Source organism: Muriicola sp., from assembly GCF_049669965.1.
Lineage (GTDB): Bacteria > Bacteroidota > Bacteroidia > Flavobacteriales > Flavobacteriaceae > Muriicola.
In genome coordinates this window covers 1-24,169 of sequence record NZ_JBATLB010000017.1, presented here as the reverse complement: position 1 = coordinate 24,169, position 24,169 = coordinate 1, and the positions used below count along the sequence as shown (strand labels likewise).

The 24,169-nt window shown below is 41.7% G+C and carries 23 protein-coding genes; 10 read left to right on the top strand and 13 right to left on the bottom strand.

From position 1 onward, the window contains the following. The first annotated feature begins 115 nt into the window (after nucleotides 1–115). The 3 genes from WBM49_RS00670 to WBM49_RS00660 are packed head-to-tail and all read left to right on the top strand — an operon-like array spanning nucleotide 116 to nucleotide 3,268. Nucleotides 116–730 carry a SprT-like domain-containing protein gene (locus WBM49_RS00670; RefSeq protein ID WP_424370128.1) on the top strand — a complete coding sequence of 205 codons (615 nt, stop codon included), beginning with the start codon at nucleotides 116–118 and terminating at the stop codon, nucleotides 728–730. Then, the gene (locus WBM49_RS00665) at nucleotides 720–1,802 is read left to right on the top strand and encodes a mannose-1-phosphate guanylyltransferase (RefSeq protein ID WP_424370127.1); all 1,083 of its coding nucleotides are present in this window, start codon (nucleotides 720–722) and stop codon (nucleotides 1,800–1,802) included. The genes WBM49_RS00670 and WBM49_RS00665 overlap by 11 nt, the downstream gene beginning before the upstream one ends. A gap of 11 nt (nucleotides 1,803–1,813) precedes the next feature. Continuing rightward, the gene (locus tag WBM49_RS00660) at nucleotides 1,814–3,268 is read left to right on the top strand and encodes a DUF389 domain-containing protein (protein ID WP_424370126.1); all 1,455 of its coding nucleotides are present in this window, start codon (nucleotides 1,814–1,816) and stop codon (nucleotides 3,266–3,268) included. Here the strand turns inward: WBM49_RS00660 and WBM49_RS00655 are convergent. Continuing rightward, the gene (locus tag WBM49_RS00655; RefSeq protein ID WP_424370125.1) at nucleotides 3,265–4,032 is read right to left on the bottom strand and encodes an ABC transporter ATP-binding protein; all 768 of its coding nucleotides are present in this window, start codon (nucleotides 4,030–4,032) and stop codon (nucleotides 3,265–3,267) included. The two genes, WBM49_RS00660 and WBM49_RS00655, sit on opposite strands and share 4 nt — an antisense overlap. Next, a complete protein-coding gene (locus WBM49_RS00650; protein ID WP_424370124.1) occupies nucleotides 4,032–4,769 on the bottom strand; it encodes an MlaE family ABC transporter permease in 738 nt (245 codons plus the stop codon). Before WBM49_RS00650 ends, WBM49_RS00655 begins: the two co-directional genes overlap by 1 nt. Before the next feature lie 109 nt (nucleotides 4,770–4,878). Here WBM49_RS00650 and pafA point away from each other — a divergent pair, with 109 nt between their 5' ends. Further along, entirely contained in the window at nucleotides 4,879–6,537 is a 1,659-nt protein-coding gene (pafA, locus tag WBM49_RS00645) for an alkaline phosphatase PafA (protein WP_424370123.1), read from the top strand. Here pafA and WBM49_RS00640 read toward each other — a convergent pair. From WBM49_RS00640 to gcvP, 4 genes are all read right to left on the bottom strand, one after another. After that, the gene (locus WBM49_RS00640) at nucleotides 6,529–7,380 is read right to left on the bottom strand and encodes a glycosyltransferase (RefSeq protein WP_424370122.1); all 852 of its coding nucleotides are present in this window, start codon (nucleotides 7,378–7,380) and stop codon (nucleotides 6,529–6,531) included. The two genes, pafA and WBM49_RS00640, sit on opposite strands and share 9 nt — an antisense overlap. 36 nt (nucleotides 7,381–7,416) lie before the next feature. Further along, nucleotides 7,417–7,950: a methyltransferase gene (locus WBM49_RS00635; RefSeq protein WP_424370121.1), complete on the bottom strand. Its 534-nt coding sequence runs from the start codon at nucleotides 7,948–7,950 to the stop codon at nucleotides 7,417–7,419. Nucleotides 7,951–7,953: 3 nt separating this feature from the next. Then, nucleotides 7,954–9,012, bottom strand: a complete 1,059-nt coding sequence (locus WBM49_RS00630) for a 3-oxoacyl-ACP synthase III family protein (RefSeq protein WP_424370120.1) — start codon at nucleotides 9,010–9,012, stop codon at nucleotides 7,954–7,956. 153 nt (nucleotides 9,013–9,165) lie between these two features. Beyond that, nucleotides 9,166–12,018 (bottom strand): aminomethyl-transferring glycine dehydrogenase, encoded by a 2,853-nt coding sequence (gcvP, locus tag WBM49_RS00625; RefSeq protein WP_424370119.1) that lies wholly within the window; start codon nucleotides 12,016–12,018, stop codon nucleotides 9,166–9,168. A gap of 140 nt (nucleotides 12,019–12,158) precedes the next feature. On the opposite strand from gcvP, the gene WBM49_RS00620 reads away from it, so the two are divergent. Next, a complete protein-coding gene (locus tag WBM49_RS00620; protein WP_424370118.1) occupies nucleotides 12,159–12,983 on the top strand; it encodes a hypothetical protein in 825 nt (274 codons plus the stop codon). Nucleotides 12,984–13,206: 223 nt separating this feature from the next. Here the strand turns inward: WBM49_RS00620 and WBM49_RS00615 are convergent, their stop codons facing one another. After that, nucleotides 13,207–13,758, bottom strand: a complete 552-nt coding sequence (locus WBM49_RS00615; protein ID WP_424370139.1) for a sigma-70 family RNA polymerase sigma factor — start codon at nucleotides 13,756–13,758, stop codon at nucleotides 13,207–13,209. A 72-nt stretch (nucleotides 13,759–13,830) separates the two neighbouring features. Here WBM49_RS00615 and WBM49_RS00610 point away from each other — a divergent pair, with 72 nt between their 5' ends. Beyond that, nucleotides 13,831–14,181: a rhodanese-like domain-containing protein gene (locus WBM49_RS00610; protein ID WP_424370117.1), complete on the top strand. Its 351-nt coding sequence runs from the start codon at nucleotides 13,831–13,833 to the stop codon at nucleotides 14,179–14,181. A 6-nt stretch (nucleotides 14,182–14,187) separates the two neighbouring features. Here WBM49_RS00610 and WBM49_RS00605 read toward each other — a convergent pair whose 3' ends face one another. From WBM49_RS00605 to WBM49_RS00595, 3 genes are all read right to left on the bottom strand, one after another. After that, nucleotides 14,188–16,218, bottom strand: coding sequence for a M3 family metallopeptidase (locus tag WBM49_RS00605; protein ID WP_424370116.1), 2,031 nt, complete (start codon nucleotides 16,216–16,218; stop codon nucleotides 14,188–14,190). Between the two features lie 103 nt (nucleotides 16,219–16,321). Beyond that, nucleotides 16,322–16,807, bottom strand: a complete 486-nt coding sequence (purE, locus tag WBM49_RS00600) for a 5-(carboxyamino)imidazole ribonucleotide mutase (RefSeq protein ID WP_424370115.1) — start codon at nucleotides 16,805–16,807, stop codon at nucleotides 16,322–16,324. 5 nt (nucleotides 16,808–16,812) lie between these two features. Next, the gene (locus WBM49_RS00595; RefSeq protein ID WP_424370114.1) at nucleotides 16,813–17,967 is read right to left on the bottom strand and encodes a 5-(carboxyamino)imidazole ribonucleotide synthase; all 1,155 of its coding nucleotides are present in this window, start codon (nucleotides 17,965–17,967) and stop codon (nucleotides 16,813–16,815) included. Nucleotides 17,968–18,135: 168 nt separating this feature from the next. On the opposite strand from WBM49_RS00595, the gene WBM49_RS00590 reads away from it, so the two are divergent. The 3 genes from WBM49_RS00590 to WBM49_RS00580 all read left to right on the top strand — a co-directional run bounded on the left by WBM49_RS00590 (nucleotide 18,136) and on the right by WBM49_RS00580 (nucleotide 20,917). After that, the gene (locus WBM49_RS00590) at nucleotides 18,136–19,215 is read left to right on the top strand and encodes an adenylate kinase (protein WP_424370138.1); all 1,080 of its coding nucleotides are present in this window, start codon (nucleotides 18,136–18,138) and stop codon (nucleotides 19,213–19,215) included. Nucleotides 19,216–19,285: 70 nt separating this feature from the next. Continuing rightward, on the top strand, nucleotides 19,286–20,287 hold the full coding sequence (gene obgE / locus WBM49_RS00585) for a GTPase ObgE (protein WP_424370113.1): 1,002 nt from the start codon (nucleotides 19,286–19,288) through the stop codon (nucleotides 20,285–20,287). A 108-nt stretch (nucleotides 20,288–20,395) separates the two neighbouring features. Then, on the top strand, nucleotides 20,396–20,917 hold the full coding sequence (locus WBM49_RS00580) for a DUF4136 domain-containing protein (RefSeq protein WP_424370112.1): 522 nt from the start codon (nucleotides 20,396–20,398) through the stop codon (nucleotides 20,915–20,917). 42 nt (nucleotides 20,918–20,959) lie between these two features. On the opposite strand, the gene WBM49_RS00575 is transcribed toward WBM49_RS00580, so the two are convergent. The 3 genes from WBM49_RS00575 to WBM49_RS00565 are packed head-to-tail and all read right to left on the bottom strand — an operon-like array spanning nucleotide 20,960 to nucleotide 22,918. Further along, nucleotides 20,960–21,748: an SDR family oxidoreductase gene (locus WBM49_RS00575; protein ID WP_424370111.1), complete on the bottom strand. Its 789-nt coding sequence runs from the start codon at nucleotides 21,746–21,748 to the stop codon at nucleotides 20,960–20,962. Nucleotides 21,749–21,757: 9 nt separating this feature from the next. Then, complete coding sequence (locus WBM49_RS00570) at nucleotides 21,758–22,075, bottom strand: cupin domain-containing protein (RefSeq protein WP_424370110.1); 318 nt, start codon at nucleotides 22,073–22,075, stop codon at nucleotides 21,758–21,760. Nucleotides 22,076–22,078: 3 nt separating this feature from the next. Further along, nucleotides 22,079–22,918, bottom strand: a complete 840-nt coding sequence (locus tag WBM49_RS00565; protein WP_424370109.1) for a class I SAM-dependent methyltransferase — start codon at nucleotides 22,916–22,918, stop codon at nucleotides 22,079–22,081. Between the two features lie 104 nt (nucleotides 22,919–23,022). On the opposite strand from WBM49_RS00565, the gene WBM49_RS00560 reads away from it, so the two are divergent. After that, the coding region (locus tag WBM49_RS00560) for a UDP-N-acetylmuramate--L-alanine ligase (protein WP_424370137.1) at nucleotides 23,023–24,169 on the top strand (1,147 nt) is incomplete at its 3' end.

Sequence of the window (24,169 nt, the reverse complement as noted above, 5' to 3'; positions counted from 1 at the left end):
TTAAATTTTCACTGGTGAGCATGGCCTGTTTATATAGACATCTAAACCTAAAAAGGGTTATTTTATTTGGTCAAATTCACAGTTCAGTAAATAGTATAAACCTTATTTTTGTGACATGGACGGCATTTTGCAGAAATATTTACCAGAACGGGCAATAGACCCTTGTCTTGAACTTATCAGGACATACCAGGTGCACTTAAAAGTGGTGAATGAACGGGTGACGCGTCATGGGGACTATCGCCTATTGCCGGGTGGGGCTCATCAGATTACCGTGAATGCAACGCTGAATCCTTATCGATTTCTGATCACCTTGATTCATGAAATAGCCCATTTGGTAGCTTTTGAAACATATGGAAGACGTATAAAACCTCATGGCAAGGAATGGAAAGATACCTTTCAATATTTAATGCTTCCCTTTATAAGGCCGACTGTATTCCCATCTTCCCTTTTGCCCCTTTTGGCGAAACATTTTCGCAATCCAAAGGCTAGTAGCGGTACAGATGCAAAATTAGCCATAGCTTTGAAGCATTATGATCCTCATGCAGATCGTACTTTTGTATGTGAATTACCGTTTGGCAGTATTTTTAGATTATACAATGGGCGCATCTTTAAAAAAGGAAATAGAAAAGTAAAACGATATGAATGTGTTGAGCTAAAAACAGGAAGATTATATTTATTTCAACCGAACGCTGAGGTAGAACTCTTAAAGGAATTTATTCATGATAAATAAGAATTATTATGCGGTATTAATGGCAGGCGGCGTAGGATCGCGCTTTTGGCCCGTGAGCACCGCTAACAATCCAAAACAGTTCCATGACATGTTGGGTACTGGGGAAACTTTGATCCAAAAGACCTTTAAGCGTTTAAATGCTTTTGTGCCAACACAAAACATCTTGATCCTGACCAACGAACGCTACAATGATCTGGTAATGCAGCAATTACCTATGATTAAACAAGAGCAGGTTGTATTGGAGCCGGCGATGAGAAATACGGCACCCTGCATTCTCTATGCCGCGCTTAAAATTCAGAAAATGAATTCGGAAGGGATGATGATTGTGGCACCAAGTGATCATTGGATAGAGGATGAAGATGCGTTTGCCGCAGATGTAGTTCAGTGTTTTCAAAAGTGCGAAGCTGAAGAAGTGCTTTGTACTCTGGGAATTCAACCTTCTTTTCCAAATACAGGTTTTGGATATATAGAATTTAATAAGGCACAAGAAGAAACCTTAAAGGAAGTGATACAGTTCCGCGAGAAACCGGATTATCAAACGGCAAAGTCGTTTTTAGAACAAGGGAATTTCCTTTGGAATGCGGGGATTTTTATGTGGAGTGTACAAACCATTATTAGGGCCTTTCAGGAGCATCAGCCAACTCAGTATGAATTATTTCGCAGGGGAATTCCTGCCTACAATACCGAGAAGGAACAAGGGTTTATTCAGGAAAACTATCCAAAGGCAGAAAATGTTTCCATAGATTATGCCATCCTTGAGAGGGCGAAGGCGATCTTTGTTTTACCAGCTAGTTTTGACTGGAATGATCTGGGAACCTGGGGATCCTTATATGATAAGTTGGGGAAGGATGACCAGCAAAATGTAGTAGTGAACGGAAAATTGCTGGATCTTGACGCTAGTGGTAATATGGTTCGCTTACCCAAGGGAAAAGTAGCGGTCATAGAAGGGCTCGATGATTATATCATTGTAGATAAAGAAGATGTATTAATGATAGTTCCAAAAGCAAAGGAACAAAATATTAAAGAGCTCGTTGCCAGGACCAAAGCAACATTTGGTGAACAATACGGATAATAGGATACAAAATGAATAAACAGAATGATCCGTCTTCAGAAGACGATATCAAAGGAGCAGAGGATGTTAAAAAGGAGTTTAAGGGCTTTATGGGCTCTACCAAGGTATTTCTGACCGAGTTGTTGGATATTCGTAAAAACACCGATAAGGTAGCTACCAAAGAGGCAATTATTGCCGATATCCCTTTTAAAGGACATACTGCCTGGATCCTTGTATGTTCTATATTTATTGCCTCTATAGGACTTAATGCCAATTCAACAGCGGTGGTCATTGGAGCGATGTTAATTAGTCCACTAATGGGACCAATTTTAGGAATAGGCATGGCCATAGCGGTTAACGACATAGATACCTTACGACGGTCTTTGCGAAGTTTTGCCGTGATGGTTGTTCTTAGTGTTTTAACGGCTTATTTATTCTTTGAATTTTTTCCCTTACGCGATGAATCTTCTGAACTTTTAGCTCGAACAAAACCGGATATAAGAGATGTGCTTATTGCATTTTTTGGCGGACTTGCCTTGGTCATTGCCAGGGCCAAGAAGGGTACTATTGCGAGTGTAATATTTGGGGTTGCCATTGCAACCGCCCTTATGCCTCCGCTTTGTACAGTTGGTTTTGGATTGGCTATAGGGAATTTGAATTTTGCTGCCGGAGCCATGTATTTGTTTATTATCAATACCATCTTTATTGGTCTGGCCACCTTTTTAGTTCTAAAACTACTTCGCTTTCCGATGGTAAAGTATGCCGATTCTGCCAAGCGTAGGCTAACCGCAAGAATAGCATCTCTTGTTGCTCTCCTGGTGATGATCCCTGCCGGATTTACTTTTTATAATGTATTTCAGGAATCGCGCTTTATGAACCAGGCAAATGACCTTATCCATAAGTCCATAGAGATCTACCAATTCAAAGGCAACGGAAGATTCATGAAAAATTTGACCGAAATAAAGTATAATCCTGAAGGAGTTTCTTCCATTGAATTAGTGACCATGGGTGATGAAACGATCCCCGAAAATGTGATCGCCACCTGGCAAAATCAAAAGAGTCGATACTCTAAACTAGAGAACACAGAATTAAAGATATTTCAGGGCGGGCAGGATGATTCAGAGCAAAAATTCAACTATGTGAATGAACTTTATGAAGCAAAAAAAGCCGAATTGCTCACAAAGGATGAACGCATTCTGCTGTTGGAACAAGAATTGGCCGACTTAAGTTCCTTTGCCAACAAACAAATACCCTTTAATGATATCAGCGCAGAGGCCAGGAGCAATTACGAGAATCTGGCAGCAATGTCTTTTTCCTACGTTATTAGCACAGATTTTAATTCTCAGGATACCATCCCCGTGTTTGAAGTGAAATGGAAAGATCCAAATGATCTGCAAAAGATACTAGCGGATTCTAAAAAACTGAACGATTGGCTTAAGATTCGCCTAAAGGACGATAAAATACTTGTGAAGATAAAGAGTGATTAATTGCGCTCTTCTATATACATCTGACGCACTTTTTTGAAAAGTTCGGAGGAGTACACAAAATTCGTGACCGCGGCATTATCTGTTTTAAAGATCTCTTTATTAGAACCTTCCCATTCTTTATGGCCGTCCTTTAAGAAGATGATCTTTTCCCCTATTTCCATCACCGAATTCATATCGTGACTATTGATAACAGTGGTGATGTCGTATTCTTGTGTAATTTCCTGGATAAGGTTATCTATAAGAATGGCCGTTTTGGGATCGAGTCCGGAATTTGGCTCATCACAAAAAAGGTATCTGGGATTCATAACGATTGCTCTGGCGATGGCAACCCTTTTTTGCATCCCGCCCGAGATCTCTGCCGGATATTTGTCATTGGCGTCTTGCAGGTTGACGCGCTTCAACACAAAATTGACCCTGTCTAACATCTCGGATTTAGACTGTTTGGTGAACATATCCAGAGGAAACATAACATTTCCTTCTACGGTCATGGAATCGAATAAGGCACTGCCCTGAAAAACCATTCCCATTTCCTGTCTTAGATCTCGTTGTTCACTAGGTTCCAACTTGGCATAGATACGTCCGTTGTAGCTAATAGTGCCTTGTTCCGGTATTAGTAAACCCAGCAGGCATTTGATAAAGACGGTTTTTCCGGAACCACTAGAGCCAATGATCAGGTTGGTCTTTCCTTTTTCAAAAGTAGTCGTGATGCCTTTGAGAACATGGGCCTCTCCAAAAGATTTATGTATGTTGTTAACTTCTATCATTAGCCTAATAAGAGTTGTGTAAGCACATAATTTAAAATAATGATCACCACACTCGTCCATACAAAAGCAGTGGTACTGGCCTTTCCGACTTCAAGGGCTCCTCCCTTCATATAATATCCATGATAGGAGGGAACGGTAGCGATGACAAATGCAAAAACTACAGATTTTATAAAGGAATAGGTTACGTGAAAGGGGATGAAATCTAGTTGAAGTCCTTCCACAAAGTCGGCACTCGTGCTAAATCCGCCAAGAACACCGGCGATCCAACCGCCAAAAATGCCAACATACATAGCGATGGCTATGGCAAAGGGATACAGGAACATGGCGATGATCTTGGGAAAAACCAGATAATTCAAAGAATTTACCCCCATAACCTCCAGCGCATCAATTTGTTCAGTTACCCTCATGGTGCCAATGCTCGAAGTAATATAAGAACCCACTTTTCCTGCCATGATAATGGAAGTAAAGGTGGGGGCAAATTCAAGGATAACGGATTGACGTGTTGCAAAACCGATCAGATTCCGTGGAATTAAAGGATTATTTATGTTCAGGGCTGTTTGAATAGCCACTACACCTCCGATAAAGAAGGAGATAAAAATGATGATGCCCATAGATCCATAGATCAATTCATCAATTTCCTTTAAAATAAGGGATTTCATTATTGGCCACTTGGTTGGTTTTTTAAAAACCTCTCGTACCATTATGGAATAGCTGCCAATAGAAGATATATAATTCATGGGCAAAGGAATGCTTCTTCCTGTAAAAATAATAATATTAACGGGGATATAACCCTGAATTAAAATTTATAGGGTTTATTTATTTATTTTTGTTAGATATGCCTAGAATATGAAAAAATTACTCTTTTTGCTGGCACTTGCAAGTTTCAGCTTTGGTTCTCTCTTACCCGAAACATCTGCACAGAATCTGGCTGGCGATCCATTGGCAAGCCGTCCCAAATTGGTGGTGGGGATCGTGGTAGACCAGATGCGTTATGACTACCTAACCCGTTTTTGGGATCATTATGGAGAAGGAGGATTTAAACGGATGGTGAACGGAGGTTTTACATGTAAAAACAATCACTTTAATTATGCTCCAACTACAACAGGTCCCGGTCATACCTCTGTTTATACAGGCACCACTCCATCGGTTCACGGCATCATAGGAAACAACTGGTATGATAAATCGTCCGGCAAGGTCGTTTACTGTGCTTCCGATAGCCTTTATAATTCTGTAGGGACGGATACAGATGCCGGAAAGATGTCTCCTCATTGGATGACCGTTACAACAATTACGGATGAGTTACGACTTTTTACACAGAAGAGGGGAAAAGTAATTGCTCTCGCTCTAAAAGATCGGGGAGCTGTTCTACCGGGAGGTCATATGGCCAATGCCGCTTATTGGTTCAACGGGGGAAAAGAAGGAGATTGGATCAGCAGTACGTATTATATGGAGGATCTTCCAAAATGGGTAAGAGATTTCAACAAATCAAATGCAAGTGAAAAATATAAGAAAATATGGGAGCCACTTAAAGACATAAAGACCTATGTAGAAAGTGGAGCAGATGACAACAATTATGAAGGATCTTTTGGAGGTGAAACCGCACCGGTTTTTCCCCACGACCTGCCTGCCATCTGGGAGAATAACAATCAGTTCGATATCCTAAAAGGAACGCCTTATGGCAATAGTCTTACTACAGATTTTGCCCTGGCAGCTTTGGAAGGTGAAGGATTGGGAGAGGATCCGATCACAGATTTTTTGGCCATTAGTTTTAGTAGCACAGATTACGTTGGGCACCAATTTGGGGTCAATTCTAAGGAAATTCAGGATACCTATCTACGGCTAGACCAGGACCTGGAACGTTTACTCAAGGTCTTAGACAAGAAGATTGGAACGGGAGAGTACCTGGTGTTTCTAACCTCAGATCACGGGGCAGTGGATGTGCCAGGGTATTTACGAGATCAGAAGATACCTGCCGGATATATGGATTCTAGGGGGATGAGTGCTAAGTTTAAAGAATTTATGTCTTTCACCTATGGTGATGCTAACCTCATTAAAAACTATAGCAATGCACAGTTCTTTCTGGATCATGAAGTTATTAAAAATCTCGACCTGAAAGTAGAGGAAGTGCAACAAGCTATCGGGCAGGAATTGTTGGGTTATGATGGTATTAGTAATGTATATACCGGTCATCAAATGGTTCAGAATAACTACACCCAAGGTATTCCTTATATCATACAAAATGGCTACAATCAAAAACGATCCGGAGATGTATTGTTAGTGCTAGACCCGGCTGTGGTATATTATCCTGAAACAGGATCTACCCACGGCTCTCCTTTTTCCTATGACACTCATGTACCATTATTATTCTATGGAAAGGGTATCACCAAGGGGAGTACCGTTGAGCGTACTGAAATTACGGATATAGCCCCAACCATTGCCACTTTGTTGGGAATTGCATTTCCGAATGGAACAACGGGCAGTCCTATCGAAGAAGTGCTAGACTAGTTTTTTGAGAATCCTATTCCAACGCAATTTTCGAATATAACGCCCTTCCTTTGCTGAAACAATAAAAGGGGTGCCTTCTTGTTTTGCCTCCCAATATCCCAGCAGATTGTCTTTTACAATTCTGGTCTTTTTATTTTTCCAGGCCATTTTTAAGGAAGCTATCAGGGAGATCACCCATCCATATCTCATCAGATACATGGCTTTTCCCTGTGAACGTCTTGCTTTGCTGTTATATGCGGCGCCAATAGGTCGTTGATGTTTAACCTTCAGGGAATCATCGGTCACTATTTCAAAGCCGTGGTATTGCGCAAGCAATTCATCTGTAGTGTCCCATCCCATAGCAACTTTCAGTCCACCCATTGCCTTAAAACAAGCCTTAGAATACGCTTTAAAAGCTCCGCGTACATGATCGGTATCCATAGGATGATTTAATTCCCATATTCCATCCTCATTCTTTTCATATGCAAATCCCCCGGCGATTCCAACGCTTGGTGAAGCGCTAAAAATTGCTTCAATTTTTGAAAAGTACCCCTTAGGAAGAACAACATCTGCGTCTAATTTCACTATAAAATCGAATTCATCATCCAGGAGTTCCAGACCTTTATTAAAAGCGGCCACTACTTTACTCCCCGGTAAATGCTCATCAGAAGAACGGCTATGCAATGCTTTAATAAAAGGATAACGCATTGCAAACTCATCAAGGATGTTTCCGGTAGCGTCTGTAGAGTGGTCATTTACCACTATCACTTTGTCCGGAAGCTTGGTTTGTGCAAGAACACTCTCCAGAGCCTCCCTAAGGAAGACTTCCTCGTTATGAGCCGGAATGATGATATAGTAGTTCATTGCTTTGAGTGAGATAGGCGTTAGGCCCAAAATTCATTATGTTAGCGGATCAATTCGTTCTGCGTATACAATGTAATAGCGTGGGGTAAAGCGCCTTAGGAACGGCCTTATTCCGATCTTATTTACAGGGTTGGTCCATTTTGTATGGTCAATGATCTTCCAGCCCGCCTTTTCCAGAAGCCAATCGAACTGCCATGATTCAAATTCGTGGTAATGTCTGTCCCATTTATCTGTTTTACTGCGATAAGCCGGTGAGAACCACAATCGCAATGGAACACTGGCCACCAATTTCTCTGCCCTTAGTTTTGAAAGTACGTTTAAAGGGGCCAGTAGGTGTTCAAAAATTTCAAAAGCCGTCACTACGGGTGTGTCTGAAGATGAGATCCCTGTAAAATCGAGATCCAGATCTTCCCCTTTTGTATTTGCAACAGTGTACCCATGAGCTCGCATCATATGGGTAAAAGGGTTTTCTACTCCAAGGTCCAGAATATGGAGGGAAGGGTCTATATGCTTTTGTAGAAAGGAAAGGGTATGCTTATATCGTTTTTTGGGAAAATGTGCTTCGTACATCCATTAATATCTATATACAATGGCGTTGATGTTCATACCAGCGCCTACACTGGCAAAGATAACAACATCCCCTTTTGAAAGCTGTTGATTTTTAATTTTTCCCTTTCTGACCATATCATAAAGCGTTGGAACGGTGGCTACCGAACTATTCCCAAGTTTATGAATATTCATGGGCATGATACCTTCAGGCATTGCCTTATCATGCATCTGATAGAAGCGTTTTATGATGGCTTCATCCATTTTTTCGTTAGCCTGATGGATAAATATTTTTTTAACATCTTCTATAGGGACTCCACTTTCATCCAGGCATTCTTTTATGGCTCCCGGAACATAGCTAATGGCGAATTCATAAATTTTTCTCCCGTACATTTTAATATATCGCAGATCGTCTGGGATCTCTTGGTGATAGGAAGATCCATGGAACAAATAGTAAGCTTCTTCATTGGCATAGGTAGCAGAATTGTGCGCAAGGATTTCTCCAGCCCCCTCTTTTTCCTCTACAATACAGGCTCCAGCACCATCAGAGTAGATCATTGAATCCCTGTCATGGGGATCCACAACTCTGGATAAGGTTTCTGCGCCTATGACCAGACACTTTTTCGCGATGCCACTTTTGATAAACGCATTGGCCTGGATAACGCCTTCAACCCAACCAGGACAACCAAATAATATGTCATACGCTACACATTTTGGATTTTTGATCTGAAGGTGATTTTTGACCCTGGTTGCCAGACTAGGAAGGGTGTTTCCCTGTGACATTCCAAAGGTGATGTCTCCAAAATTATGGGCAAATATGATGTAATCGAGGTCTTCAGCATTGATATTGGCATCCTCAATGGCATTTTGAGCAGCTACAAAGGCCATATCGGAAGTATTAATCTCTTTCTTGGCATACCGTCTTTCTCGAATACCTGTGATCGCCTTAAATTTTTCAATGATCACGGTATTCGAATGTGGGATGACAGAGCCATCGCTATTTAAGAAATTATGATCCTCAAAGGCTTTATTGGTAACCAAGACCTGAGGTATGTACGATCCGGTACCGGTAATTGCCACACTCATATTTACCTTGTTAATTTAGGTGGGAAAAGTAAAAAAAAAGTAACATAATTAGAAATGGTTTGACTTTCAAATACGATGTTCAATTCCCAATAGCAAACCTGGAAAACTTCGCTAATCCTGATTTATCATTATAAATTATTGATAAAGAGTAAATTACTCAGCATCGGCATACGCCTCTATAGGAGCACAGGTGCAAATTAGATTACGATCTCCATATGCTTCGTCTACACGCCGAATGCTTGGCCAAAATTTATTTTCTGAAACATAGGGCAGAGGAAAAGCTGCCTTCTCTCTCGTATATGCAAAAGACCAGGAATCGCTGGTAATCATAGCCAACGTATGCGGCGCATTTTTTAAGACATTATTACTGTCTCCGGCATCTGCCTCGTCAATTTCATGGCGTATAGAGATCATGGCATCACAAAAACGATCTAATTCTGCGAGTCCTTCACTTTCTGTAGGTTCAATCATCATGGTTCCTGCAACAGGGAATGAGACCGTAGGTGCGTGAAAGCCATAATCCATGAGGCGTTTGGCGATATCGGTTACCTCGATGTCATTCTTTTTAAATGGCCTGCAGTCTATAATCATTTCATGAGCAGCTCTGCCTTTTTCGCCTGTATATAATACTTCAAACTTGCCTTCTAAACGTTGTTTGATATAATTGGCATTTAAGATAGCAATTTCAGTTGCGTTCCTCAATCCAACAGCTCCCAGCATCTTGATGTAGCCATAGGAGATTAGGCAGGCAAGGGCGCTTCCCCATGGCGCTGCACTGATTGCCGTGATGGCTTTATCGCCTCCCGTGCTCACTATGGGATTTCCGGGTAGGAAGGGAGCCAATTGCTTGGCCACACAAATTGGGCCCACTCCGGGACCGCCTCCTCCGTGTGGAATGGCAAAAGTCTTATGCAGGTTGAGATGGCATACATCTGCTCCAATAATTGCCGGGTTGGTTAAGCCCACTTGTGCGTTCATATTGGCACCGTCCATGTAAACCTGGCCGCCATGATCGTGGATCAGTTGAGTGATCTGTCGAATAGAAGATTCAAATACCCCGTGAGTAGAAGGATAGGTAACCATCAGGGCTGCAAGATTCTCTGAGTGCTGTAAGACCTTTTCTTCAAGATCTGAGACGTCTATATTCCCTTTTTCATCTGTTTTTGTAACTACTACCTGCATTCCGGCCATTACTGCGGAAGCCGGATTGGTTCCATGTGCCGAAGCAGGGATGATACAAATATTTCTGTGAGTATCTCCTCTGGATTCGTGATAGGCCCTAATCGTCATAAGTCCCGCATATTCTCCCTGTGCACCTGAATTAGGTTGTAAGGAGGTTGCTTCAAATCCCGTTATTATACTAAGTTCCCTGGACAGATCATTAAGAATTTGCTGATATCCTTGTGCCTGGTCAAGGGGCACGAAAGGATGAATATTACCCCATTCAGGCATACTCAGAGGCAGCATTTCCGTGGCTGCGTTAAGCTTCATGGTGCATGATCCCAAAGAGATCATAGAATGATTCAATGCAAGGTCTTTTCGCTCCAATTTCTTGAGGTATCTCATCAGTTGGGTTTCTGAGTGATACGAATTAAAAACCTCGTGTACTAAGAAATCCGATTTCCGTTGCAGGATCTTCGGTACAACAGAGGACGTGATGTGTCTACTTAGATCAGGGAGGTCCTTGTGCAATGCTTCTGAAAAAATACTTAGTATTTCATTCAGCTGTTCTTCTGTTGTGGTTTCATTGAGCGAAATAGCAATGGTTTCATTGTCTATATAGAGGAAATTTACCTTTTTATTTTCGGCAACCGGTCTTATTTTGGAGGTATCTGCCTTTACCATCAAGGTGTCGAAGTAGGCAGTATTGATTTGATAGATCCCCATTTTTTCTAAACCATCAACCAGTCTCATGGTTCTGGCATGGACGTTTTGAGCAATATATCTGAGGCCATTCGGGCCATGATATACAGCATATGCGCCAGCCATTACCGCTAACAATACCTGTGCGGTGCAAATGTTAGAAGTTGCCTTGTCTCTTTTGATGTGTTGTTCTCGGGTTTGCAAGGCCATTCTAAGTGCTCTGGCCCCATCGGTATCCTTGGTAACCCCAATTATACGCCCGGGAATGTTTCGTTTATAATCTTCTTTGGTAGCAAAATAAGCAGCGTGTGGTCCGCCATAACCCAGTGGGATGCCGAATCGCTGAGTGGTCCCAACCACTACATCTGCCCCAAATTCTCCCGGGGGCACAAGCAAGGTGAGACTCAGAATATCTGCCGCTACGGCCACTTTCATATCTTTTTCTTTTGCCCTGGCAACAAATCCGGCATAATCGTGTACCTGTCCATATTTCCCCGGATATTGAAGCAGTGCGCCAAAGAAGTCGCCGTTGCTCTCAAATTCCTGATGGTCTCCTATCACCAATTTAATCCCCAAAGGAGTAGCTCTGGTTCTTAAGAGAGAAATAGTTTGTGGTAAGACCTCTTCGGAGACGAAGAAATTCATCACTTCCTGTTTTTTCTGTTCTCTGCTTCGCAGATCAAACAACATGGTCATGGCCTCTGCTGCTGCCGTACTTTCGTCTAAAAGCGATGCATTTGCCAATTCCATTCCGGTAAGATCACAGATCATGGTTTGGAAATTGAGCAGAGCTTCAAGTCTGCCCTGCGCTATTTCCGCCTGATAAGGAGTGTAAGCCGTATACCATCCCGGATTTTCCAAAATATTCCTTTTGATTACGGATGGAGTAATACTTTCGTGATATCCTAAGCCGATGTACGATGTAAACACCTCGTTTTTGCGGGACAAAGCGTGTATATGGTTCAGAAATTCGTGCTCACTCATCGGTTCATCCAGCGGCAGATCCTTCATTAAGCGGATATCCTTCGGGATAGTCTGATCGATCAGTTCATCAATACTGTCTATGCCAATAGTCTTGAACATTTTGGGAAGATCTTCCTCTCTGATACCAATATGACGTAATGCAAAAGAATCTGTTTTCATAAATCTGCCTTGAATTATATAGTCTAAATGGAGCACAAAATTAGGTATTTATTCCCGTAAAATAAGCACATTATAACAGTTGATCGCTAAAGTTTTTAACCAAAAACATAGGATATGAACAGTTTGTATACTTTTGTTTAATGCAATGGCTAGAGCATCTTTTTCGTTTTTATGTGAAGGCAAGTATACATGTGGCCTTTGCCGTAATTGCCTTTGTGTTTTTGACAGTGCAATTCTTAAACATTTCGCTGGAAACGAACCTCTTATATTTTATTTTTTTTGGCACAATTCCTGTTTATAACGTTATTAAATATGGGGTTGAAGGGGAAAAGTATCTTTTACGCAGGAATGCTGCCCAAAGAACTACCCAATTAGTTAGTCTTTTGGGCTTATTGATTGCTCTTTACTTTGGGTCGCAATTAAGCCTGAATACCTGGAAAGGAATTATTGTTTTGGGGATGCTTGCGGCCTGCTATGCCTTGCCCGTATTTCCGAAAGGGATAAATCTCCGAAATATAGGAATTCTTAAGGTCCTTATCATTGGCTTGGTTTGGTCCGGAACCTCTGTCTTATTGCCAGTGTCAGAAGTTCAGGGAAAATTATCCTGGGACGTTTGGATAGAGTTCATTCAGCGATTTATGATCATTCTGGTATTAATGATCCCTTTTGAGATCCGCGATTTGAATTCCGATCCGGAGGAACTGCACACGGTGCCACAACTTTATGGTATTAGGAAAACGCGAATTGCTGGAATTTTGATATCTGTGGTTTGTTTTCTTTTAACCTTTATGAAAGACGAACTTTCTGTATTTGAAATATCTATGAAGGCCATGATATTGCTTACTTTGGTCTTGCTAATGCTGTTCTTGCCCAAAGTACAGTCCAGATATTTTAGTTCATTTTGGGTGGAGGGTTTCCCAATATTTTGGGCATTGGTGGTGTGGAGTAGTTCAGGTTTATTTTAAGAGTGTTCTTTCATCATTTTCTTTAAGGTGTTCTTCTCTGATTCGCCCAAGGTGTATAATTTGGCTTTATGAAACAATAGTGAAAGTTGTTTGTTCTTCCTTGAAAATATTGCACAGTTGCTACAAAAAAGATTATGCAGTTTTAGCTTAAGTTTTTCCGAAAAGCTGGCCTCTTTGTATTGTGATTTGTTGCAAATCACTACGGCCTCATCACATGATATCATTACGCGAACCAATTTTTATTAAGGCAGCCCATAAGAGCTGTTCGGGCCCTATGGACCGTTACCCAAAGATTAGACGGATTTATGTTGAGTTCTTTACAAATATCTTCAGTAGAAAGTCCACCCAGGGTTTTCATAGTAAAAACTTTTCGCTGACTTTCAGGTAATTTGTCTATACAAGCCTGTATGGCAAGTCCTAGTTCTTCATTCTCCAGGGCATCGTTTTCTGCGGTACTGGCGGGGTCGGCTACCTGTTCCTCCAGCCAATCTCCTTCCGAATCTACATTGTACTGTATCCTCACTTCAGCCTTTCCTTTTTTTGAATTGATCTTGCGGTAGTGATCTATGATCTTTCTCTTTAAAATAGCAATAAGCCAGGTACGTTCGCTAGCCTGACCTTTAAAATTTTGTGCAGAGTTCAATCCTGCAATAAAGGTATCCTGTATAAGGTCTTTTGCTATTTCCTCATCGCTCACCCTAACCACGGCATAGTTGAAAAGGTAATCAGCATAAGCATCTACCCAGGTATCTGGTTGTAATTTATGAACGGACATAGCAATCTTTATTCCTCTCAAAAGTACTAGTTTTTAGTGAAAAATAATACCTTTGACCTTCAAGACCACAACATGAAAAATTCCTGGATCATTCTCGTACTAAGCATTCTATTGACCAGCTGCGGCAAAAGTCAATCAATTTCTATTACTGATTTTTCACAGGAGGGCTTGGAAGACTATACCTTATTGGATGTGCGAACTCCTGAGGAATTTACTGATGGGCATCTCGAGAATGCCATAAATATTAATTGGTATGATGCCAATTTTGTTGATCAATTAAAAGAAATACCTAAGGAAAACACCTTGTATGTTTATTGTAAAAAAGGGGGAAGGAGCGCTAAAGCTGCCACCTTACTAGATTCCTTGGGCTATAAAGTCATTGACCTTCAGGGAGGCTATGACGCTTACCAGGCAAAACAATAAAGGAAACTACCCTGTTTTTTTAAGTAATCCGGCTCTCTCCAGCAGCGCCTCTAGTTTTGGCTCACTTCCTCTGAATTTCTTATATAAAGACATGGGTTTCTCTGTACCTCCTTTACTTAAGATGTACTCTTTGAACTTTTGTGCCACTTCTTTACTGAAGATCCCTTTTTCTTTAAAATATGCAAACGCATCCGCATCCAGGACCTCTGCCCATTTATAGCTGTAGTACCCGGCAGAGTATCCGCCTTGAAAAATATGTGAGAAGGCTGTACTCATGCAGGTTTCCGGCGAATCCGGGAACAACATAGTATCTTTAAACGAATCAAATTCCAGTTTTTTAACATCCTTTATCTTCGATGGGTCTTGTGCGTGCCATGCCATGTCTAAAAACCCGAAGCTCAATTGTCTCAGGGTGGCCATTCCTTCCTGAAAATTAGCAGACTCTTTGATCTTGTTGATCAGTTCCATTGGAAGCGATTCACCTGTCTCAAAGTGGTGTGCAAATAATTGCAAGGCTTCTTTCTCAAAACACCAGTTTTCCATGATCTGGCTTGGTAATTCAACGAAATCCCAATAAACAGACGTTCCGGAAAGGCTTGGATAAGAGGTGTTTGCTAACATCCCATGCAAGGCATGACCAAATTCATGAAAAAGCGTCGTTACTTCATTAAAAGTTAAAAGAGACGGCTTACTTGAGGTGGGTTTGGTAAAATTACAGACAATGGAGATGTGCGGGCGTTCATTGACCCCTTCTTTTTGGTACTGAGGTTTGTAGGAGGTCATCCAGGCCCCACCTCTTTTGCCGGGTCTGGGATGAAAATCGGCATAGAGGAGTGCCACATTTCTACCCTCCTCATCGGTAACCTCATAGGTTTTAACGTCCTTGTGATAGGTTTCAACATCATCAACTTCATTAAATGAAAGGCCATACAAAGAATGTGATATCTTAAATACCCCATCAATTACTTTCTCTAATTTGAAGTAGGGTTTAAGTTTTTCATCATCCAGATTAAATCGCTGTTGTTTTAGTTTCTCCGCATAATAGCTCCCATCCCACTTATAGAGTTCTTTGATGCCATCTATTTGAAAGGCAAAATCTTTGAGTTCATCAAATTCAATCACTGCAGCGGGTTTGGCTTTTTCTAATAGCTCAACCAGAAAGGATTTTACTTTTTGGGGTGTTTCTGCCATTCTTTCTTCCAGCACAAAATGAGCATGCGATTCATATCCCAACAAGCTAGCCCGTTCATGACGTAAGTTGGCAATCTTTAGCACTATTTCCTGATTATCCAACTTGTCCTTGTGGAAGCCTTTACTTCCAAAGGCAATGGATAATTTTTTCCGCAGCTCTCTGTTACTGGCATAGGTCATAAATGGGATATAACTGGGATAGTCTAAGGTGATCACCCAACCTTCCTTTCCTTTGGAAGCTGCCAATTGTGATGCGGCTTCACGTGCACCTTCCGGTAGGCCTTCTATGTGTTCTTCTTTAGTAAGATGCATCTCAAAGGAGTTTGTTTCTGCCAATACATGCTCACCAAAAGTTAACTTCAATTGTGCGAGTTCTTTATCGATTGCCCGTAATCTATTTTTTTCCTCCTGAGAAAGATGGGCACCATTTCTGCTAAAAAACTTGTATTTTTTTTCAAGCAGCATCTCTTCTTCCCCAGACAATGACAAAGTTCCCCTGAGATCATAAACGGCTTCTACTCTTTGAAACAGCAATGTATTCAGGGCGATATCATTACTGAATTCGGTAAGCATAGGGGAAATTTCCTGCGCCAATTGCTGAAGTTCTTCACTGGTTTCTGCAGAATTCAGATTAAAGAATAAACTAGACAGCCTGTCTAAATGTGCGCCAGAGAATTCCAGGGCCTCAATGGTGTTCTTAAATGTCGGGGCTTTGCTGGTGTTGGTAATCTGGTCTATTTCACTTCGGGCTTCTTGAAGTGCCTTCTCAAAGGCCGGTTTAAAATGTGAGATTTCAATATGTTCGAAAGGGGCCTTTTCAAAAGGGGATAATAGTAAATTCTTCATAAACAAAAGTGCAAATTATACGTTTGGGATTATTGGTTTAGCGAAACATAGATAAGATACTATGAAATATTAGAGGTTTGCTTCTAAATATGATGTGGCCGCATTATTTCTTGATGTTTTTAGCTCCTTGAATGACCTTTTCTTTTAGACCCTCCTTGTATAAAAGAATCTTGTCTAACACACAGTTATCCTGACTTCCAATGATTTGTGCTGCCAGAATACCGGCATTCTTAGCCCCATTGAGGGCCACGGTAGCTACAGGTACCCCACCTGGCATTTGCAGTATGGACAAAACAGAATCCCAACCATCTATAGAATTACTACTTTTTATAGGGACACCTATCACAGGCAAGGGAGATAAGGATGCGAGCATACCTGGCAGATGGGCAGCCCCTCCGGCACCGGCAATAATAACGGTATACCCGTTTTTGTGAGCCGATCGCCCAAACTCAAAAAGTTTCTCAGGGGTTCTATGTGCAGAGATGATATCTACCATTACGTCAATATCAAATCCTTTTAAAATTTCAACGGCTTCTTTCATGATCGGAAGGTCGCTGGTACTTCCCATGACAACGGCTACTTTGCTCATAATTCTTACTTACTGATTACTTTAATAGTCTCCTTTACTTCCTGTGCAATTTTTCTGGCTTCGGTCATGTTTTTATGTACAATGGTAACATGGCCCATTTTGCGAAAAGGTCTTGTTTTTACTTTCCCATAGATATGGGGAGTAACTCCCTTTAGGCGCAATATATCTTCAAGGTGATCGTAGTGTACATTCCCCTCATAACCTTCCGCGCCTACGAGGTTCACCATTACTCCGGCCACTTTACTGTCTGTTTGTCCAAGGGGAAATCCAAGTATGCACCGCAGATGCTGTTCAAATTGGTTGGTATAACTCGCCTCAATACTGTAATGACCGCTATTGTGGGGTCTGGGTGCCACTTCATTCACCAGTACATTGTCTTCCTGTGTTTGGAACATTTCTACCGCTAGAAGTCCGGTATGCTTTAATTCTTCAGATATCTTTAACGCAATATTCCGGGCTTTTTGAGCTACTTGCTCGTCTATCCGTGCCGGACACAGCACATATTCTACCTGGTTTGCTTCGGGATGGAATTCCATTTCCACCACAGGGTAAGTGGTTACCTCACCAGTTGTACTTCTGGCTACTATAACTGCCAACTCAGTTTTGAAAGGGATAAGATCTTCGGCGAGGCACTCTACATTGGGAAGATTGTTTAGATCTGACACCTCCCTGATGATTTTAACACCCTGACCGTCATATCCAAACTGGGCGCTTTTCCAAACAAAAGGCAACTTTAAGCCTCCATGAGCAATACTTTCCTTGATCTCACTGGTATATGCAAAACGAGAAAATGGGGCAGTTGGGATATTGTGATCTACGTAGAATAATTTCTGGGTGATCTTGTTTTGAATGGTCCTTAATTCTTTGGGGGCCGGAAATACCTTTACACCTTCTTGCTGTAATTGTTCTAAGGCATCTATATTGACATTTTCAATCTCTATGGTAAGGATGTCTACTGTTTTGCCAAAGGCATACACCGCATCAAAATCCATAAGATCCCCCTGAACAAATTCATTGCAGGCTATTTTACAAGGTGCTTCTTCCGAAGGGTCCATAACCTTGGTGGTAATATCCCACTTGCGTGTTTCATATAACAACATTTTCCCCAATTGCCCACCTCCCAAAATTCCAAGAGTAAAACGGGAAGAAAAATAATCCATGAAGGCTGTTTTTTTGCGTTGTTGAACTATGAACTAAACTTTAGACAAAAATACATCTAAATCTTATAAACCAAGGGAAGCCTTCTCAAAAAGAGGAATCAATGTCTTATCTTTGCCCTCCTAAAGGATTACAGCACATTGATAAAGATCCATAATACAAATTTTGAGTTGTTTTTGTCTGAGGCAGAAATTCTGGCAGCGGTGAAGCGTATTGCCGAAGAAATTGCTGCGGATTACAAAGATGAAGTGCCAATTTTTGTTGGGGTTCTCAATGGGGCTTTTATGTTTGTTTCAGATTTCCTCAAATATTATCCCTACCCATGTGAGGTGTCTTTTGTAAAATTAAGTTCATACAGGGGCCTTACCTCTACAGGAATTGTGGAAACGTTGTTAGACGTTCCAGAAAACATTGAAGGAAGGGATGTAATTATCCTGGAAGATATTATCGATACAGGCAGAACACTGCAGGAATTAGTCCATATTTTTTCCAATACAAATGTCAGGAATTTTAAGATAGCCAGTCTGTTCTACAAGTCGGAAGTGTACAACGGGGAGTATACTATTGACTATTTTGGCATGGAAATTCCGGATAAATTTATCATCGGCTATGGCCTGGATTATAAGGAACAGGGAAGAAATCTGCGCGATGTTTATCAAATTAACCAAACTCATATGATCAATCTTGTTTTATTTGGAAAACCTGGTGCCGGCAAAGGGACTCAGGCAGGATACTTAAAAGAAAAATACAATCTAAAACACATCTCCACCGGGGACGTATTCCGGTTCAATATTAAGAACAATACCAAACTAGGTCAGTTGGCTAAGTCGTACATGGACAAGGGAGATCTGGTGCCAGATGAGGTCACCATAAGTATGTTAAAGGACGAGGTGGAGAAAAACCCGGATGCCAGTGGTTTTATTTTTGATGGGTTTCCAAGAACGGCAGCACAGGCAGAAGCCTTAGATAATTTTTTGGAGTCTAAGGATATGAAGATTCATGCGACTATTGCTTTGGAGGCGAAAGATGAGGTGCTTATTGAGCGCTTGTTGGAGCGTGGTAAAAACAGCGGTAGGCCAGATGACCAGGATGAATCTAAAATAAGAAATCGCTTCGAAGAATACAATCTTAAAACCGCCCCCTTAAAAGAGTATTACGAAGCCCAGGAAAAGTTTCACAGCGTAAACGGTATAGGAAGTATTGAAGATATTACTGATCGCCTGGCGAAGGTGATCAACACCCTCTCATAAGAAAAGATCCAATACCAGGTCTTTAGATCTGACCGGTATCGAGTAGCTGATAATTAAGTATCCCAGACCAATGACAGAAGGCAATTTTGTAGACTATGTAAAGATAACAGTGGCTTCTGGAAAAGGGGGAAAGGGCTCGGCTCACCTTCATCGGGAAAAATATGTTCCTAAAGGAGGTCCAGATGGTGGCGATGGTGGTAGAGGAGGTCATATTATTTTAAGGGGAAACGAAAGTCTCTGGACATTGCTCGGCTTTAAATTCAAAAGGCATTTTAAGGCAGGACACGGAGAACACGGGAGTAAGAACAGGAGTTCCGGAGGCGATGGAAACGATATTTATTTAGAAGTGCCTCTGGGCACCGTGGTAAAAGATTTTGAAACAGGAGAAGTCCTTTTTGAAATTACGGAACACGGACAGGAGAAAATAGCCTTGGAAGGCGGCAAAGGAGGCCGGGGAAACTGGCACTTTAAGACAGCCACAAATCAGACACCCAGATATGCACAACCTGGAATACCGGGTATTGAGCAAGACCTTACCCTGGAATTAAAAGTTTTGGCAGACGTAGGCCTTGTGGGCTTCCCAAATGCCGGCAAATCTACGCTACTTTCAGTCCTTACTTCGGCAAAACCTAAAATTGCAGACTATGCCTTTACAACCTTAAAACCCAACCTGGGGATTGTACAATATCGCGATTTCAAGAGTTTTGTGATGGCAGATATACCCGGGATCATCGAAGGGGCGGCTGAGGGTAAAGGACTTGGTCATTACTTCCTTCGACATATAGAACGAAATTCAATCCTCCTTTTCCTTATCCCTGCCGATAGTGTAGATGTTTCTCAGGAATACGAGATCTTGCTCAATGAACTCCGGAAATACAATCCTGAATTGCTGGATAAGAACAGACTGGTTGCTATTTCCAAAGCAGACATGTTAGACAAGGAGTTAATGGATGAAATGCGCGTAATGGTTAAAAAAGATCTTAAAGACGTTCCATTTCTCTTTATGTCTTCCGTTTCTCAATACGGATTGCAGGAATTAAAAGATACATTGTGGTCTCTTTTGAACGATTAAAGCGATTTTCCCTTATTTAAAATTTCATTTTTCCGTATTTTAGGGTACCTGGTTTTGTGGATTCTGCAGAAGGCTACTGCAAGGAATCTACCCCATGGATCTGGAAGTATGAAAAACTGGCTTTTATTTTTGTGTCTACTCTGTGGTGCTTGCGGTGGCTTGCGGGTTAACTATGACTATGATAAGAATACCGACTTTACCAACTACCGCACCTATAATTACTTTACAGACATGCAGACCGGCCTGAGTGAACTAGACACCCGGCGCTTGGTAAGGGCGCTAGATTCTGTCCTACAAACCAAGGGTATTCAATCTTCTGAAGAACCCGATTTTCTAATCAATATAGAATCGCGTGAATTTCAACTCCCGCAAAATAATTCAGTAGGAATAGGCCTGGGTGGTACCGGCAGGAATGTGGGAGGAGGCGTATCCATTGGGGTGCCCGTAGGAGCAACCGGCAGGGAACGGGAGATCATTTTCGATTTCATAGATACCAGGAAGGATGCCTTATTCTGGCAAGCAGTTACCTCCAGTAATTATAGGGAGAATGCTTCTCCAAGTACCAGAGAGAAGGTGTTAAACGAGCTTGTAGCCAAAGTATTGATGAGGTATCCACCGGCCAAAAAATGAACTTCATATTAATTATCTCTACAAAATTAAGAGACTAATAGTTTAAAGCGATCTGAGCAATCCCCCGTCTATTGGGATGTTCGTGCCTGTAATATAGGAAGCTTGTTCCGAGGCCAAAAAAGCGACCAGATATCCGTATTCTTTCGGTTGGCCTAAGCGTTTTAGCGGTACCTGCGCCTTCATATATTCTTTCACTTCGGAGACTGGTATGTTTTGCTGCAAAGCCTTTTTCTGATTGAGTTCCGATAGCCTTTCGGTGTCGAAATATCCCGTCAGGATATTATTTACGGTAATGTGAAAAGGCCCTACCTCGGTAGCCAGGCTTTTGGCCCAGGCAACTACAGCGGCTCTGATGGTATTAGAAAGGACCAAATAGGATAGGGGTTCCTTTACAGAAACAGAGGCCACATTGATTACCCTTCCCCAACTTTTTGCCTTCATATGTTCCAGCGCCAATTGGGTAGTGTAGACAACAGATTTGAACAAGACATCAAAAGCTTGCTGATAAGCAGTAATATCCTGCTCTAGCGGTGTACCCGCCTCAGGTCCCTGAGTGTTATTTACCAGGATGTCTACCTGATTCAACCTAAAATAACGATCAATGGTCTTCTTGTATTCCTCAAAATTGTTAAAATCTACTACCAGAAACTGATGACGTTGCCCTGCTACCTCCGCGGCTAGTTCAGATACCAGTTGCTTTAACTTTTGCTCACTGCGAGCCATTATTGTAACACTTGCGCCGCTTTCTGCCAATTGCCGCGCTATGGCAAGTCCAATCCCCCTGCTACTGCCACCTATAAGGGCTTTTTTACCTTCTAATGTTAGGTTCATAGTTCCAAATTATTTATAGGCCTCTCTAACCGGGCTAAAAGCGTCCATTAGCTTGCATGCTGTAAGGGCCCTGCCACTGTGTGGGGTATCCGTGGGTATGACCACAATATCGCCCGCTAAATACACCCTGGTCTTTCCTGCCACTGTAAACTCAAACCTGCCTTCGAGCACGTGCATGATCTGTTCATTTACATGCTGGTGTTCCGGCACGGTGGCACCTTGTTCTACTTCCCAGAAGGCCAGGGTCATGGTTTCTCCATGGACCATTTTACCGTGGTATCCCGGCATAATTTCCTTTGGCTCTATTTCTGATAAATGTATATGCATAACTTAGCTATTTAGGGTCTTTTTTAAAAGGTACATATGCTCATTTAAGATATCTTCTGAGGATATTTTTACATCGGGTAAATACTGGGCTGTGAGGCTACTGGTATGCTGATGTTCTAAGAGCGTATACCCTTCTATTTTTGTATAAAATGAAACCGGCACCGTTTGATAGTTGAATTGCTGATTCTTCTGAAGGTTTCCTTCAACAAAATCAATTAGTTTTTGAAAGACCATTTGTTTCTCCAAAGAAGGTTCAAAGGAAACACTGCCCACAAATTCACCGGGTCCCTGTAATTTGTTAAAAAGTTCAAAAAGCCTTTTGGTATCGCCCTTTCCCAGAAAAAACAACACCCCCTCCAGCAATATAACAGACTTCTGGTTTCCTTTGATGCTGGCAAGCTTCTCATAGAGGTCCTGGAGGGAAGGAGCATTGAAATCGGCTTCCATAAACGTGATATTTCTCAATGGAAGCATCCCGTTTTTTTGCCAGGCCAGGGTTCTTTCTTTTTTATAAGCTATCACATCTGCCGTGTCTATTTCTATGTAATGTAATTTGGCGTCAAGTAAAAATGGATACATACTAAAGCCACATCCAAAATTAAACAGTATGTCTACATTCTCTTTTTCAATTACATCCGTGAGTGTATCGTAAAAATATCGGTTGCGAAGGCAATGTGCCGTTCCCTCATAGGGAGATACCGCACTGCTGTAACTCCTTGCATGCCTGGCAACATTTTCGTTCTCCCACAACCGGGCGTAACGATCTTTGCTCAGATTAGCATCATTTGCCCTGAAAAAGGCCGTAACAAAAGCAGTTTCATGTATGTTGATTTTCTGTTCCACCCACTGCGTTTTTAAAGGTTCACTAAGATAGAAAGTTTCCCTAGGATACAATGATTTGGGATGCACTTTTCAATGCCTATCTTTACCGCAAATATGTAGACAGCATGCAAATTCATTTTATAGCCATTGGAGGAAGTGCCATGCACAACCTGGCCCTGGCACTTCACGATAAAGGATACCAAGTAACAGGAAGCGATGATGTGATCTATGAGCCTTCCAAAACCCGGTTAGCCAAACAAGGCTTACTCCCGGAGGCCTTTGGTTGGTATCCTGAAAAATTAAGTAAGGACATAGACGCGGTCATTCTTGGGATGCATGCAAAAAGTGATAATCCGGAGTTACTCCGAGCTCAGGAACTAGGATTGCAAATATTTTCATATCCCGAATTTCTCTATGAACAATCCAAGCATAAGACCCGGGTAGTTATTGGAGGGAGTCATGGCAAAACAACCATAACCTCCATGATCCTGCACGTACTTAAATATCATGGGAAAGCGGTCGACTTTATGGTTGGTGCGCAATTAGAAGGTTTTGACCGAATGGTACATCTCACTGAAGAAAACGATTTTATAGTGCTGGAGGGTGATGAATATTTGTCTTCCCCAATAGATAAAAGACCAAAATTTCATCTTTATAAGCCCAACATTGCCCTGATAAGCGGAATAGCCTGGGACCATATGAATGTGTTCCCAACATATGATATGTACGTAGATCAGTTTAAAATCTTTGTGGATAGTATCGTAAACGGCGGAAGCATCACTTATAATGAAGAAGATAAAGAGGTGGATGCAATAGTGCAAAACACAGAAAATTCTATCCGCAGATTCCCTTACCGTACTCCCCCATACCACATATCTGGGGGCCAAACTTTTTTGGAAACAACAGAAGGTCCTTTGCCAATCAATGTGTTTGGGAAACACAATCTTAGCAATATTGCGGGTGCTAAATGGATCTGTCAGCAAATAGGGATAGACGAAGATGATTTTTACCAGGCAATTGGTTCTTTTGACGGGGCCTCCAAAAGGTTGGAAAAATTAGGAGAGGGTACTTCATCAATCCTATTTAAAGATTTCGCACATTCGCCAAGTAAGGTGGCCGCAACAACGGCAGCTGTCAAAGAACAATACCCTTCTAAAAAACTTGTGGCCTGTTTAGAATTACACACCTACAGCAGCCTGAATGCCGATTTTCTTGTGCAGTATCAGAAAACGTTGCAAGCCGCAGATATTGCCAGTGTTTTTTATTCCCCCA

Excerpts from the sequence above, each read along its gene's own strand:
- gcvP (WP_424370119.1), bottom strand. The coding sequence starts at position 12,018 with ATGAAAACAGATTCTTTTGCATTACGTCATATTGGTATCAGAGAGGAA.
- WBM49_RS00615 (WP_424370139.1), bottom strand. The coding sequence starts at position 13,758 with ATGTCCGTTCATAAATTACAACCAGATACCTGGGTAGATGCTTATGCT.
- WBM49_RS00660 (WP_424370126.1), top strand. The coding sequence starts at position 1,814 with ATGAATAAACAGAATGATCCGTCTTCAGAAGACGATATCAAAGGAGCA.
- pafA (WP_424370123.1), top strand. The coding sequence starts at position 4,879 with ATGAAAAAATTACTCTTTTTGCTGGCACTTGCAAGTTTCAGCTTTGGT.
- WBM49_RS00570 (WP_424370110.1), bottom strand. The coding sequence starts at position 22,075 with ATGCATATACATTTATCAGAAATAGAGCCAAAGGAAATTATGCCGGGA.
- WBM49_RS00635 (WP_424370121.1), bottom strand. The coding sequence starts at position 7,950 with ATGTACGAAGCACATTTTCCCAAAAAACGATATAAGCATACCCTTTCC.
- WBM49_RS00655 (WP_424370125.1), bottom strand. The coding sequence starts at position 4,032 with ATGATAGAAGTTAACAACATACATAAATCTTTTGGAGAGGCCCATGTT.
- WBM49_RS00605 (WP_424370116.1), bottom strand. The coding sequence starts at position 16,218 with ATGAAGAATTTACTATTATCCCCTTTTGAAAAGGCCCCTTTCGAACAT.
- WBM49_RS00630 (WP_424370120.1), bottom strand. The coding sequence starts at position 9,012 with ATGAGTGTGGCAATTACCGGTACCGGATCGTACATACCTCAGGTCTTG.
- WBM49_RS00670 (WP_424370128.1), top strand. The coding sequence starts at position 116 with ATGGACGGCATTTTGCAGAAATATTTACCAGAACGGGCAATAGACCCT.
- WBM49_RS00595 (WP_424370114.1), bottom strand. The coding sequence starts at position 17,967 with ATGGATTATTTTTCTTCCCGTTTTACTCTTGGAATTTTGGGAGGTGGG.
- WBM49_RS00620 (WP_424370118.1), top strand. The coding sequence starts at position 12,159 with ATGCAATGGCTAGAGCATCTTTTTCGTTTTTATGTGAAGGCAAGTATA.
- WBM49_RS00665 (WP_424370127.1), top strand. The coding sequence starts at position 720 with ATGATAAATAAGAATTATTATGCGGTATTAATGGCAGGCGGCGTAGGA.
- purE (WP_424370115.1), bottom strand. The coding sequence starts at position 16,807 with ATGAGCAAAGTAGCCGTTGTCATGGGAAGTACCAGCGACCTTCCGATC.
- WBM49_RS00610 (WP_424370117.1), top strand. The coding sequence starts at position 13,831 with ATGAAAAATTCCTGGATCATTCTCGTACTAAGCATTCTATTGACCAGC.
- WBM49_RS00650 (WP_424370124.1), bottom strand. The coding sequence starts at position 4,769 with ATGAATTATATATCTTCTATTGGCAGCTATTCCATAATGGTACGAGAG.
- obgE (WP_424370113.1), top strand. The coding sequence starts at position 19,286 with ATGACAGAAGGCAATTTTGTAGACTATGTAAAGATAACAGTGGCTTCT.
- WBM49_RS00580 (WP_424370112.1), top strand. The coding sequence starts at position 20,396 with ATGAAAAACTGGCTTTTATTTTTGTGTCTACTCTGTGGTGCTTGCGGT.
- WBM49_RS00640 (WP_424370122.1), bottom strand. The coding sequence starts at position 7,380 with ATGAACTACTATATCATCATTCCGGCTCATAACGAGGAAGTCTTCCTT.
- WBM49_RS00575 (WP_424370111.1), bottom strand. The coding sequence starts at position 21,748 with ATGAACCTAACATTAGAAGGTAAAAAAGCCCTTATAGGTGGCAGTAGC.